This window comes from Moraxella sp. K23 (assembly GCF_041154765.1).
Classification (GTDB): domain Bacteria; phylum Pseudomonadota; class Gammaproteobacteria; order Pseudomonadales; family Moraxellaceae; genus Faucicola; species Faucicola tetraodonis.
In genome coordinates this window covers 1,082,363-1,095,806 of record NZ_AP031595.1, presented here as the reverse complement: position 1 = coordinate 1,095,806, position 13,444 = coordinate 1,082,363, and the positions used below count along the sequence as shown (strand labels likewise).

Here is a 13,444-nt window from a genome sequence, read left to right as displayed (position 1 = left end):
TTCATGCCGTATTTAATTGCAAACAATCAGCGTATCACCATTGATTTGCCTATCTCTCATGAGATCGGCTCTGGCGGTATGGGCATTGTCTACCGTCTTGGTAATGTGTTAGGCACGGGCAATTTGGTGGCAAAAATCTTTAAAAATCCCATCGACCCCAAAAACCCCAGCCTTGCCAAACTACAAGCCATGATGGCGCGCCCGCCTGAGCATATTTATGAAGTGATTAATGGGGTAGGGTATACCCAGTTTGCTTGGGTGAGACATCTGATTGTCGGCGAGCATGATGAGCTCATTGGCTACGCCATGCCAGAGCTGGATTTTGATAGGTCGTTATCGCTCAATCCTTTTATGTACCCCCGAGAGGCAGCAAAACTGACCGCGTATCAGCAGAGTCTCAATTATCGTGTACAGCTGTGTGCCAATATTAGCGCCTTGATGGCCGACTTACATGGTCATGGGCATGCCTTTATTGATTTTAAAGAAGCCAATATACGTCTGATGCCAGAGCCAAGCACGGGCATGGATGATGATTATAAAGGCTTTATCGTTGGGTTTATCGACTGTGATAGCTACCGTATTACTGCCAGTGATGGCAGCGTTTATCCAAGCCCTGTCATCTCACCTGAAATGACCAGTCCTGAATATCATGAACACAAAGATATTGGTTTATTGGATGAAAAACACGACCGTTTTGTACTGGCGATTGAGCTGTTTAAAATTTTAAACAATGGTATTCATCCGTTTTATTTTATCCCTGTCTCAGACCGATTAAAAAATGCCGCCCATCGCAACACCGACCAATTTATCAAAGAGCGGCTATATGCTTACGGCTTGCAGCCACAGCCAGAAATTGCACCGCTAAAAAACAGTATTCATGTGTGTTGGGATGACCAAACCCGTGCGCTGTTTGATAAAGCGTTTTTATCCACCCATGCAACTGATCGTCCAAGCGCCGCCGAGTGGGAAAACCATCTACGCGGATTGGTTCAACACCGACAGTTTAAAGTGTGTGAAAATTATCCCAATGATGCCAGCCACATTCATTTTGTCGGTAAACCCTGTCATCGCTGTCTTTTTTTAACCGTACCCAATAACCCGTTAACCACGCCCGTCACGCCTGTACCCGCCATCAGCGCTGCAGCGACAACCAGCGTCTGGCAAACCACGCCCACCCGTGCTTCTGTAGCGTCCACTGCCGAAAATCACCCAAATCATCAGCCAAGCGCGGCTTTGACCGGTTTGATGGATGATGAAACATTGGCAACTAATCGTCGGCTTGAGCAATCGCTCAATACTCAGGCAAGCAGTCACAGGGTCACACCGAGCCAGCCCATCAATGTAGTCAATGCAGTCGATGACGCGACCCAAACAACGGCGACTCATTCAATGGCGATGCCAGACACAATGGCAGATACGATGACAGCACCCACTTCGCCACCGCATACCACTGCCACCGGTGAGGTATCTGTCAAAAAGCCCTCTAAAGGGTGGCTGATAGCGATGATTGCTGCCCTAATTGCTGGCCTAGTGGCAATCGGTGGCTATGGCGTATCAAGGTTAAAATCCGCCTCAACACCAACAACATCACAATCCGCCACTAACAATCAGTCCAATAATGCCCAAGCGGCAAGTACCGATGATAATTCACAAAAAAAACCAAAAAGCCAAAATAGTTACAGCACCATCATCAAATCGCTGCCGACTGCAAAAACCACTATGACGCAAGCGCTTAAAGCGCAAAATGGCTTTTTTTCTTCCTCGTCGCAAACTAGCGTAGCCAAGCTGTATCAAGACACGCTCGGTATTAGCCCTGAGTTTTTTGATAACGTAGTCAAGGTGGGTGAGTTTGCCGAGCCATCGCTCAAACAGCTGCAAGAGCTGGGTTACAGCCAAGATATCAATGCGACAAAGCAATACTCGCTTGAAGCTTTTCGCAACGCGGATATGGGCTATTTTAAACAGCAGCCCACGAATAAAACGCTCGCCAAACAACTCAATGAAGCGGCAAAAAGCTATTACTGGCGCAAAAAAGACCCAAAAGCCGCCGCTTATCTTCAAGCGCAAGCAGTGAAATACAATCCTAACCAAGGCGAATATGTCGCCAATTTCGCTTATTATTTATTTAAAAATAGCTATCCTTATAGCAAATCTTTTTTGCTATATGCGCTACAAACGCCGCGTGATAGCAGCAAATACCCCAATACTTATATGATTGAATTGGCAGCGGCAATGGCACTGCAAGCGAGTGATGACAAAGGCGCGGTGGGGTCGTTATTGGCACAGTTTTATACCACGGACGATCAACAAAAACGTTGCCAAAACATGTTAAATTATCCGCAAACCTATCCAGAACTAGTACCCATCGCCGAGAAAGTGTTAGCCATTATCGACCAGCAAAACAGCAGCGGCGCCAATCCTGTGCCCGCTGAGTGTTTGCCGCCATATAACTGGGTCGTTGGATCGTCAAATTAGTTTATCAAATTGAAAATATGAAAATGGGGTAGTAAACATCTATGATTATTGTCTGCCAACAATGTGGTCAAAAATTACCAAAAACTGCGGTTATGTGCCCAAATTGTGGCAGTCGTCAGTTTGCGCAACAATCTGATAATCATACTCAGCCGCAGCAAGCGAATTCGTTTGTACAGTCAAGTGGCTATAATGCCTATGACAGTGCCTATAACGCGCCTCAGCCCTCTCAGGTGACCCAGCCCGAACATTATGTCGCTCCCGCAGTACAGCCACAGCAACCTAGCCAATACCCAACGCCAGCTGTCAGTCAGCTGCCTTCAACCGCGCTACAGACTCGCAAGCCTGCTTATACCATGCTGTATGCAGGTTTTGTGCGCCGCGCATTGGCTTATCTATTTGATTTAGCGTTAGTCAGTTTATTATTGGGATTGGCTTATCAATTATTGTTGCCACAGATTTTACCCCAGCTTGGCATTCGTGGGTTTACCGATCAAACGCTTGCCTTGATAGCGTATGGATTTTATTTATTTTATATGACGTTATTGACCTGTTTGGGACGACAAGCAACGGTGGGCAAGGTGATTATGGGTATGTGGGTGTTTGGTATGCAGGGACAACGGGTTAATTTTTTCCATGCGTTAATCCGCGAAACCTTAAAGCTTATCTTATTGCCATTTGGTTTTTTGATGTGGTTTACCGCCCGTAAACAAACGCTGCATGATTTAATCGCGCGTACGGTGGTGTTGTATGACCCCAATTAATTTTTAAACAGGGATAGCAATAAAAAAAGTTAATCAATTTGGAAAACCCCATGCTAAACATAGTGAGTCGTACAAAAGCCAGCAAAAAACCTAACGCCAAAGCGCAAACGTTGAGCGAAATCATAATTTTAGCGGTGGTATGGCTCCTGTTAATTGGCGCATTTTTACTGGCAGATTACGCCCATTCACCCAAACTGCAGCGTTATCAACTCGAACTCACCAGCTATACTGAAGGCATCGCCAAACCGCAACTGCTCAGCAAATATTGTGGCGACAATGTCATTACTAATCTGTATGACAACCGTAATGACCCCAATTATGGCATGACTCAAGCCTGTGCCCAAGCCAGTCAGCCCGCACAATTAATGAGTGAGGCAAAGCAACATTTTACCAAAACCCAACAAGCCTTAGCGGCCGCATGGCAAGCCCAAGGCAAACAGCAACGCCAAACCGAGCTGGTTGAAAATGAAACCGAAGTGAATTTGGGTGGCGATAAACTCAGCAATCGCCAAGATTGGCTACACCTTAACGCTAGTGGGCAACTCGATAGTTTAAACAACCTAATGGCGGTAAAAACCGATAAATTATCCCCTGCCGACCAAGCTAATTTTGCCGTGTCAATGCTTGCGGTCGCCGATGGCAATCGACGTTTTGCCTACAATCGCTTGTTTAGCAATCAGCCTGCTATTGCCAAACTGTTAAATCAATCAGCAAATGATGTTGCCAGTATCTATGACGCTAATAACAACCAACAAAAAGCCCTGCAAGCGAACAATTTACTGCCGTTAATTGGCACGCCCACCCATTGGGGAATGCTCGCTCAAGTGTTTATTTGGTCATGGGTGACATGGGGCTTGCTATGGCTGTCGCGGCGTAAGCATTGGCTGGAAGTGCTGCCAATAGCCATCACTGTGTGGGGATTGGTCATTGCGGGTGTTAGCCATACGGTGATATTGCCGATGATGGTGGGGGGCGTGCTGTTTTGCGTCGGCGTGCTACTGAGTGTATTGACGATTTTTTCGCCCATACGTCGGTTGATGGAAAAATTCCCCGACAACCGTGCCATGCTGTCATCTATGTGGATTTATCCGTTGTTTGTAGGCTTTGCCACCTTTGGCTTGATGATTTTATTTGATTTAAGCACCCGTAGTTATTTGTCACTACGTTATATTTTCCTCAATCATTTCAAAGATTTGTTTTGGTGTTTTGTGTTTATTAGCCTGGCTCGCCCGATTAGCAGTTTGCTGAGTTGGGGGCTTAAAATCCTCGTTGCCAATAACTTACTACACAGCAGTTGGGGCAATGTTAAATCGGCGATGACTAAAGCGCGTGTGTGGCTACTTGCCTTTGCGGTGGGCTATTTGGGCTTGGCAGTGTTGATTCACAGTGACAGTGCGAAAGTCGCTGAACTGTCAAAAATTTGGCTGATGGTGTTTTTGGGCGTGTTTTTGGCGATTAACCAACGCGGCTTGATTAATCATTTGTTTTTCCGCTCCAAAAAAATGACCCTGCTGCTTGCTTTTTCGGTGGTGTTGCCGTTTATCGCACTGGGTATTGCCAATGAAAAAGGCACCATGCTGGTATTTTTGTTTTTGTTTACCTTTTTGGTGGGCGTGGCGCTATCCAACAAAATTTTCCAAATGGGCGGACGGGGTTACATTTTGGGCGTGTTGTCGAGTACCGCGATTTTGCTTTTGCTGATGATGGTGTTGGTGAATTTAAGCGGATTTGATGCGCGTACTGCCGAGCGGGTCAATGCGTGGGTCAATCCGTTTGTGGCGAGCAACGATCAGATGGCGATTTTGCATTGGTTTCGCGATAGTGTGCCGATGATTGGCTATGGATTTGGCGATATTCCGTGGTGTGGTTATCACTTAACAAACAGCCATTTATCGGGCTGTCAGGGCGTGCCGCTACAGATGCAAAGCGACTATACGATTACCTCGGTGATGGCAGTGGTGGGTATCGGGGCCAGTGTGGTGCTGATGATGGTGTATTTTGCGTGGCTTGCGCTCATTGCCCGTCAGCAGATGGCGTTCGCCAGTGAGCAGATGAAATCACGGCTGTTATCGGGTGGTTATTTTTTGCTGGCGTGGGTGATTTTGCTGTGGGTGGTGATTACGGTGTTTCAGGCACTTGTCACTATTTCAGGGAATTTAGGAATTTTACCGCTCACGGGAGTGACGTTGCCGTTTTTAAGTTATGGCACCAGTAATTTATGGCTCAATAGTATTATGCTCAGTTTGGCGCTGTTTCAGCCAAAGTTGATGTTGGACGGCAATAAACCGTAAACCTTATGCTCAATAACTTATCCAATCGTAGAAACGTCAAATTTTAGTAAGGCTTGCAAAAATTAAAGGTTCAAAATGACCGAAAACCAAACCCCGAAAGACGAAAACAGTCAAGAAACTATGAACAGTGGCAAGTTAGAAACTGTCAACAACACAGGTTCTGACACGCTGTCACAGGACGAAAATGTCGCTGATTCAGTAGATGTTGAACAAATAACCACGCCTGCCAATGCCTCCGACAATACGCAAGCAACTGAAACAAAAAATACTAACAAAAAAATCAAAAACGACGGTAAAGTTGCTAGTTTTCGGGTTTCTCAAGCGCTTTACAAAACCATTTTGACCAACTTACAAGTGATTTTGGTGGTGTTTGTTGTCGGTCTCATCGGTTGGCTGGCGTGGTATCTCTCGCCCTTAACCGCCTCAAATACCACGTACAATGCAGAGGCGAATGAAAACGCCGTGTCACTTGTCGTCGATAATCTGGGGATGGCAGACGTGGTCAACCAAGCCAACAGCCAAAATATTAATACCCAAAGTGCAAACGCTAATATATCAACTTCGGTCAACGCCACGCCTGCCAAAACGTGCGATTTAACTCAGCCCAAAAATCAGGCCCGTTTTACCGACAGTATCAACCGAGTCAATCAAAGTCTGCTCAGCTTGTATCAGCAAAAACGTCTGGCCAACCAATACCAATTGCAAACTGCCAGCCTTTGGCAACAAGCCTGTGAGCAACATATCAACGAAGATGCGTTAGCCTTTGCGCTAAAAACGCTTGCCAGTCCTGAGCGATTGTTGCAGCTACAATGGCGAGAACAACAGCCCAATCGCCGCAATCAAAACGACCCCAATGTCGCCCATATGCCAATCAATTGGCTCACCCAAACCAACCCTTGGTATGGGCTACCGGGCTGTGTGTACATCAAAACCGCCAAAACGGCGGACAATCAAACAGGCTACCTGTACGTCGATAATCGTGGCAATACCATGACTGACACAGGTGACGTTGACCCATTAACCCAGCTTTGTAATAACCCTAGATTGATTCCGGTGTCGGTCAAAGCATTGTTGGCGAAATCATTGACAGGGGCGGTGAATTTACCCAATGCACCAGCATCTGACCCAAATAATGCTTTTACTAAAACCAAAAACGATATTCAAAACCAAGCCAATGGCGTGCTGCAAACCCTACAAGATAAACCCACGCAAGACCCGAAAAAACGGATTGCCTCCACCAGCAAAGCCGAGGTTGCTTTACCGACCAATCTAGGGTTGATGTATAGCGAACTGTCCAACATTCACGCCAGCCATTTTGACCGTCAGTTACTGGACGCTTATCAAAGCTACCAACAAAAAAATGATCAACGCAGCTGGTGGCAAAAACTCACGGCACCGCCAATCAATAGTATCAATATCGATGGCTCGGATATCAAAATCGGCTACAACATGGCGTTAACCTTGGATCCCGCTGTACAAACAACCGCCCAACAAGTAGCGGATTGTGTCACCAATAACCCCAATGGCGCGGACTGTAATAACGTGCTATCGCCTGCGTTGCAAAACGTCGCCAATGGCATGTATGAGAACGCCTTGGTACGCAGTATCGGTATCGCGGTGATTGACGTCAAAACCCAAGGCGTGCTTGCCCTTGCCAGCGCTGACTCCAACTGCTACCGTGCCGATAATGGCGATACCACGATTAAGCCCACAGGTTGCCCGATACTGTGGAAAAAAGACTGGAGCAAGCAAAATCTCATGAACCATGCGTTATACCAAACCGTATACCCAGGTTCGACCGTTAAAACCGTACAAGCATTGGCACTGGTACGCGCCAATCCACGGTTTAAAAATATGCAAACCTCTGAAGCGCAATATCTCAAACAAGTGATAGCAAGCTCATCTACCGAAAAAGTGGCGAACTTTTTATATTGTCAACGCACGACCAGTGCGATGTCATTGCAACGTGACCGACAAGGCGTTTGCCCGGGTATGCCCGCCTTTAAAAAAGCCAGTGATGACATGGGCTGGAGTGTGAATTGTGCCGATAAAGGGGGAGTGAATTGCGGATTTAAAGATTTATTGTTTGGTAAAGCCTATAATAGCGACCCGATGCTACAAAGCCGCTATTTTTCAGGTGTACTGCTCACCGATGGCAAGCAAGATTATACCACCAAACAATTACAATTTACCGAAAGCCAAGTGGCAAGCTGTGTCAAAGCCAATGGTGGACGTATGAACGGGGCGTGTCGTCAAGGGGGCGATATGCTCAATGCCAGCATGAACCAAGTGTTTGGCGCAGGTAATGCCAAAACCTCGGTACTGGGTGTGTCGGATATGTTTACCAATCTGCTGATTGCCGATAATGGCGCGACCCAGCGTCGTGGCGTGCATTTGATTGAGGATTTGTGGGGCGTCAATCAAATTCCACTGCGTCCTAAAGCCTGGCGAGGCGATGCCCAAAGTCAGGAGACATTGACCACAGCTACCAGCCAACTCGGCGCCATGCCACTGGGCATCAATCAATCTGAGGCCCGCGGTGCGCTCAATTTATTATCAGGTACGTTGCTAGCAGGCACAGGGCTGGGCGGCGGCAATGGCACAGGTTTCACTGCCTGTAACCAAGCGATTGGCAGCTGTGCATGGACACAGGGCGTGATGGTGGGCAAAACAGGCACACCCGGCTTTAACTATCCAACCACACAAAACGGTCGCAGCTTTTATACCCCCAATGTCACCGTCAGTATGGTGGCAAATCTGTGTAACAATGCGGACATTCGCGCAGGCAAAACTCAGCCATCGGTGGCGTGTTATGCTCGTCCGTATAAATGGTTTGTCTATGGACTAAAAGATAAAAATGGCAAATGGGATAAAGCGGTAGCGGTATTGGTCGAACGTAACTGGACTAAAAACGGCTTGGTCGATGACCCTCGTGATGGCATTAACCGAGCGGTACAGGCAGGCATGATATTAGCCAAACAGATGTATCAAAGCTCAGCGATTAGCCGTCCTGCCAGCGCCAAGCCACTGGCTGATTCAGTGGCTAGTCCAGTGACTGATACTACGCAAGCTGTTAAAAAAACGCAAACCCATCAATAAAAAATTTCACCATTAAGAGTAAATTATGGCTTACATCACCACCAATCACCGTTTTATCATTGACGACAAACACCCAAGCGATGTGTTTGATGAAATGGAAAATTTCTTTAGCCTATACACCACCGCCATTGATGACTTACAACGGGTGAGCGTTCAGCTGTCCGTGCCGACGAGTTTTGATATCACTGCCAATAAGAAAATGGCAGAAAGCTACCGACACTTTACCCAATCGCTCAAATACACCATGCCTGATATTCATATTTTGCCGATTAAAACCCATACCCCCCAAACAGCGGATGACGACGACATAGCCAGCCAAGCAGATAATTCGGTCATTTTGCTGATTCAACGGCTTGACGGCTATGCGCTAGATGACGAAGACGAAAACCCCAGTCTATATAGAAGTGTGTTAGGGCGACTGATTCCACGTTTTGCTGAAGAAAAATCCGAGGTGGGATTCTACCCTGAACGTGCCCCCATCACCTTGCCTGAGCCTATCGGGCAACCAGCGCCTTCAGCCCCGATACCGGTAGCGCCGCAGCATCCAACCCAACCTGTTTCGCCACAACCGCAGCCTGCTCAAGCGTATCAAACGCCTGTGCAACAGGTTACCATGCCGAACCAGCAATCAGCCATACCGCCTTCAAACCCCAACCCAGTACCCGCAGTTGCGCCGATGCAGCCGCCGATGGTGAATACTGAGCCTGCACCACATAAGCCACAACCTACGAGGGTGCAAGCGCCAATTCAAACGCCAACAGCTGCGCCCAAGCCGATGGTCACTGTGTTGCCAAACATCCAAACATCCGCCAAGCCGTATCAAGATTTATTGACCGATGCGATTATGGCAGCGGCGAAACAATTGGTGGATAAATCCCAAGTGATCACTCAAATCACCTTAAAATCTAATGATGGACTGACAACCGCGATGGTGGAGCAGTTATTTAGCAGTTTTAATCATGCCCATGAACCCACTAATACCCCGCATGATGCCATTGATTTGGTATCTTACGGTTATGAAGTATTAAAACCCAAGCTTGCCACAATTGGGGTGACTTTGTCCGACGAAGCGCAATTTGGGTTAAAAGCCAAAGTGCAAGCCAAGCCAACTGATATCGCACGCTTGCAAAAAGGTGAGGTATTTAGCAATGAGATTAAACTGGGTGTTAAATTCCTGACTCAGGCACAGCCAAACTCAAATCATCATATCGCAGCAAGCCCGCCGGCTTTTAGTGCTGCTAGTACTGCGCCACGCCAAGCGCAAAGCAAACTGCCACAGTTGAACCAAAATCTACAGCAGATTGTTTTGACCATAAAATCTGTGGATGGGCTAGGGGAGCACCAACAAAAAGTACGCGAGTTTCCGATTGTGTTTGCCAGTCGCGAGGCACAAATCGCGCATGCCTTACGTCTATTTGCCGCCAATGACCTAAAGCTTGCTAGCGGCGTGTATTTTGCAATTGTCGAATCTCAAGGACAGCTGCTGATTGATGAGATTGACCCCAACATCAGCATTACCCGAAACGGTCAAACCATCAACCGACATGATGTTTTGCTGCCCAATGATGTGCTAAGCATTAATCATACGATAACTGTGCAGTTGTTGTTAGCCCAATAAATGGGCGTAAATTAAAACAGAAGCGATAAAGTGATTTTTTAAGATGATAGATTTAATATGATACAGCGTGGCATGAAACCCAGTAAGTTATATTTACCCCATGATAAGTCGTTTATGGGTGGGCGGCTTATCGATTATTTGGCAGCGCATTTTTCTCATATTAGTTTGGCAAGCTGGCAACGACGATTTGACAGCGGTTTAATTAGTCTTGAGCGTGGTGAGCCGCTCAAACACGATTCGCCCTATTTGGCAGGGCAAACCATCTTGTACTATAGGCAGGTTGAGAATGAGCCTATCATTCCATTTGAGCCCCATATTCTTCATTTGGATGAACATTTACTGGTGGTCGATAAACCGCATTTTTTACCCGTTACACCGTCAGGTCGCTATGTCAGCCAAACCCTACTAGCCAAATTAAGAAATCATCCAGATTTACAGCAGTTAGCCGTGAATGATATTTCACCCTTGCATCGGTTGGACAAAGACACGGCAGGCGTGATGTTACTATCGGTTAATCCAAGTAGCCGAGCTTGCTATCATGCGCTGTTTGCCGATAGACACATACACAAAACTTACCACGCCATAGCACCGACTCGCAGCGATTTAAGTTATCCCTTTCACATCCATTCCAGACTTGAGCGTGGCGAGCCATTTTTTTTGACCAAGACGGCGCAAGGTGAGCCCAATGCGCACACTATGATTGAATTGATTGAAAATAACGGGGCGTTTAGTTTATACCGATTAACCCCGGTGACGGGCAAAAAACACCAATTGCGGGTGCATATGGCAAGTTTAGGTATGCCGCTGTTAAATGACAATTTTTATCCCACTGTCAAGACCCAAGGCAGTAGCGATTTTACGAAGCCTTTGCAACTGTTGGCAAAATCCATCGCGTTTATTGACCCTATCACCCAGCAAGCAAGGCGTTTTGATAGTCAGCTACGGCTGATAAAAATCTAAGTGATTGATTTATTTGATTTTTATCATTTCTTTAAGCTGTTCACTGGCGAGTTTGACATCTTTTTGCCCCAAAATTGCAGAAACGACCGCCACGCCGTCAATCAGATGCTCAATAGACGTTTCGGCAGCTTGCAGCGCTTGTTGTAAGGCGGGCAGGGTGGTGTGATTGATGCCACCAATGGCGACAATCGGAATACTTACCGATTGTCGAATATCATTTAAGGTTTCAACGCTGACTGTTTTGGCGTCTTGTTTGGTGCTGGTGGCAAACATCGCGCCAACGCCCAGATAGTCTGCGCCGTCTGCTTGCGCTTGGATGGCTTGCTTGGCGGTGCGCGCGGAAACCCCAATGATTTTATCTTTGCCTAAAATTTGCCGAACCACGCCACACGGCAAATCACTTTGACCGATATGCACCCCATCGGCCTCAACTGCGAGGGCGATATCGACACGGTCATTAATCAGTAATGGCACGTTATAGTGGTGGCAAATCGCTTTGATACGCAGCGCGCGCTCATAGAACGCTTTGCTAGCAATCGCTTTTTCTCGAAGCTGCACCAATGTCACGCCGCCCAATATCGCTTGTTCAACGGCTTGTTCAAGCGTTTGCTGTTGCAGGCAATTGCGATCTGTGACCAAATATAGCCGATAATCAGCACGGTTATGCATCATGTTTGACTTCCAATATCATATTGAACATCAGTATTATTTCAGGCTGGCTTGGCTGTCGATAGTATGCCATTTGACCATTTTTTTACCCAATAACGGCAAGCAAAACGAAGGCAATTGGTATGCCCCAATCAGCGGTAAAAACATCGCACCCATAAACGGCGTGGTGATGGTATACGCCAAAAACACATTGCGGCCACCGCAAGCCAGCGCAGAGATAATGGCGTTTTCATAGCCAAAGCGGCGGTATAAAAAATAGGCAGAAAAGTAAAATACTAACGACAAGGCAGTGCCCAAACCAAATAAGCTTAACGCCTGCATGGGATTGGTGTCAAAGGTATGTCTAAAGCCCGACATCAATCCAAGCGGAAACATCATCAGTAGAATAATGTTAAACTTGGCAATTTTTGGATAATAAGTATTGAGCTTGTCACGGGGAATATATTGGCGTGCCGCGACCGCCAAAATCATGGGGGCGATAATGTAAATTAATAACCGCTTAATATACAGTACAAAGTCTAAATGGGCGTCCTTGCTGCCAAGCAACCACAATATCACCAGTAAGCTAACAGGCATCACCAACGTGGCTGTGATGGTTTTTGCCATGGCTAATAGTGCATCAAAACCCACTGCATTCACAATAGCGCCCGTACCAAATAGCGGTGCGGTGGCTGACAGACCCGCGATAGCCAACAACAAATCACCACGGACACCCAGTAAATAAGCAATCAAGGTCATCGCCAAGCTCATCAGCGCACTTTGGAAGATGGCAAACCCCCAAACATATTGCGTCGTCATGCGTCTAATTAGCTGAGTTTGGTCAATGCCCAACAAGGTAAAAAACATCAAGAAAAATAAAATCTGCGGCAGAAGCCCAAGGACAAAATGCGACAAGTCAGGAAATATAAATCCAATCACGCCAAACAATGGCATAAAAATCGTACTGTGACGGGCAATAAATCCAATCATGATAAATCCTTGGCGATTTTAATGATAAACAAACAAACCATAAATAAATAAATAAATAAATAATTGAGTGAGCATACTACTCATTATTGATTGATAAATGCAAATGGTTTTGCTGCTAATTGTCATTTCAGCATTAAATTAATCACTGTGCCATACATCTCGTTTTTGACGCCGATAGCTCTTATTTCGCATAATGTATATTATGTTAAATAAAATAATTCAAGCTAAACTCTAACTGCCACTCAAACCTCACTGTATCTGCTAACGGTCTTTTACAGCTTGCAATGCATTATCAAGATTTTGATTCACCGTCTTTTCTATCAGCGGCAAAAAACTTTTGAATAAAAACCCAAGCTTTGCTTGCATATCAAATACTTTATCATCCACTGTTAATGTACCTGTCACACCGGCACGAGAAAAGTTGACGCGTATTTGCTCATCACTGCGCACTACATCGCAATGCATTTTATAGTCTTTTTCTGCTGAGACAATCCAGTCTTCGGTTATCTCAAAGGCTTGCGCTTTACTAATGCCATGCTCACGATGAATCACAAAATTACTCATACTTTTCTACTTTTTTTCTACGCTGTCTTGGATTTTTA

The 13,444-nt window shown here is 46.2% G+C and carries 9 protein-coding genes; 6 read left to right on the top strand and 3 right to left on the bottom strand.

The genetic code is table 11. The features are described 5' to 3' along the window. The first annotated feature begins 3 nt into the window (after positions 1–3). From ACAM37_RS04760 to ACAM37_RS04735, 6 genes are all read left to right on the top strand, one after another. The gene (locus ACAM37_RS04760; protein ID WP_369626730.1) at positions 4–2,475 is read left to right on the top strand and encodes a hypothetical protein; all 2,472 of its coding nucleotides are present in this window, start codon (positions 4–6) and stop codon (positions 2,473–2,475) included. Between the two features lie 41 nt (positions 2,476–2,516). Further along, a complete protein-coding gene (locus ACAM37_RS04755; protein ID WP_007115300.1) occupies positions 2,517–3,236 on the top strand; it encodes an RDD family protein in 720 nt (239 codons plus the stop codon). A gap of 50 nt (positions 3,237–3,286) precedes the next feature. Continuing rightward, positions 3,287–5,527 carry an FtsW/RodA/SpoVE family cell cycle protein gene (locus tag ACAM37_RS04750; protein ID WP_369626729.1) on the top strand — a complete coding sequence of 747 codons (2,241 nt, stop codon included), beginning with the start codon at positions 3,287–3,289 and terminating at the stop codon, positions 5,525–5,527. A gap of 75 nt (positions 5,528–5,602) precedes the next feature. Beyond that, positions 5,603–8,626 carry a hypothetical protein gene (locus ACAM37_RS04745; protein WP_369626728.1) on the top strand — a complete coding sequence of 1,008 codons (3,024 nt, stop codon included), beginning with the start codon at positions 5,603–5,605 and terminating at the stop codon, positions 8,624–8,626. 25 nt (positions 8,627–8,651) lie between these two features. Then, on the top strand, positions 8,652–10,244 hold the full coding sequence (locus ACAM37_RS04740) for a hypothetical protein (protein WP_369626727.1): 1,593 nt from the start codon (positions 8,652–8,654) through the stop codon (positions 10,242–10,244). Positions 10,245–10,301: 57 nt separating this feature from the next. After that, the gene (locus tag ACAM37_RS04735) at positions 10,302–11,204 is read left to right on the top strand and encodes a pseudouridine synthase (protein WP_203171908.1); all 903 of its coding nucleotides are present in this window, start codon (positions 10,302–10,304) and stop codon (positions 11,202–11,204) included. A gap of 9 nt (positions 11,205–11,213) precedes the next feature. Here ACAM37_RS04735 and thiE read toward each other — a convergent pair whose 3' ends face one another. The 3 genes from thiE to ACAM37_RS04720 all read right to left on the bottom strand — a co-directional run bounded on the left by thiE (position 11,214) and on the right by ACAM37_RS04720 (position 13,406). Next, positions 11,214–11,876 (bottom strand): thiamine phosphate synthase, encoded by a 663-nt coding sequence (gene thiE / locus ACAM37_RS04730; RefSeq protein WP_369626726.1) that lies wholly within the window; start codon positions 11,874–11,876, stop codon positions 11,214–11,216. Between the two features lie 33 nt (positions 11,877–11,909). Further along, positions 11,910–12,842 carry a lantibiotic ABC transporter permease gene (locus ACAM37_RS04725; protein ID WP_369626725.1) on the bottom strand — a complete coding sequence of 311 codons (933 nt, stop codon included), beginning with the start codon at positions 12,840–12,842 and terminating at the stop codon, positions 11,910–11,912. A 261-nt stretch (positions 12,843–13,103) separates the two neighbouring features. Beyond that, on the bottom strand, positions 13,104–13,406 hold the full coding sequence (locus ACAM37_RS04720) for a polyhydroxyalkanoic acid system family protein (RefSeq protein ID WP_007115308.1): 303 nt from the start codon (positions 13,404–13,406) through the stop codon (positions 13,104–13,106). Between the last annotated feature and the right edge of the window lie 38 nt (positions 13,407–13,444).

What these genes read in the sequence shown, in the direction of transcription:
- ACAM37_RS04760 (WP_369626730.1), top strand. Translation starts at nt 4, where the DNA reads ATGCCGTATTTAATTGCAAACAATCAGCGTATCACCATTGATTTGCCT.
- ACAM37_RS04755 (WP_007115300.1), top strand. Translation starts at nt 2,517, where the DNA reads ATGATTATTGTCTGCCAACAATGTGGTCAAAAATTACCAAAAACTGCG.
- ACAM37_RS04750 (WP_369626729.1), top strand. Translation starts at nt 3,287, where the DNA reads ATGCTAAACATAGTGAGTCGTACAAAAGCCAGCAAAAAACCTAACGCC.
- ACAM37_RS04745 (WP_369626728.1), top strand. Translation starts at nt 5,603, where the DNA reads ATGACCGAAAACCAAACCCCGAAAGACGAAAACAGTCAAGAAACTATG.
- ACAM37_RS04740 (WP_369626727.1), top strand. Translation starts at nt 8,652, where the DNA reads ATGGCTTACATCACCACCAATCACCGTTTTATCATTGACGACAAACAC.
- ACAM37_RS04735 (WP_203171908.1), top strand. Translation starts at nt 10,302, where the DNA reads ATGATACAGCGTGGCATGAAACCCAGTAAGTTATATTTACCCCATGAT.
- thiE (WP_369626726.1), bottom strand. Translation starts at nt 11,876, where the DNA reads ATGATGCATAACCGTGCTGATTATCGGCTATATTTGGTCACAGATCGC.
- ACAM37_RS04725 (WP_369626725.1), bottom strand. Translation starts at nt 12,842, where the DNA reads ATGATTGGATTTATTGCCCGTCACAGTACGATTTTTATGCCATTGTTT.
- ACAM37_RS04720 (WP_007115308.1), bottom strand. Translation starts at nt 13,406, where the DNA reads ATGAGTAATTTTGTGATTCATCGTGAGCATGGCATTAGTAAAGCGCAA.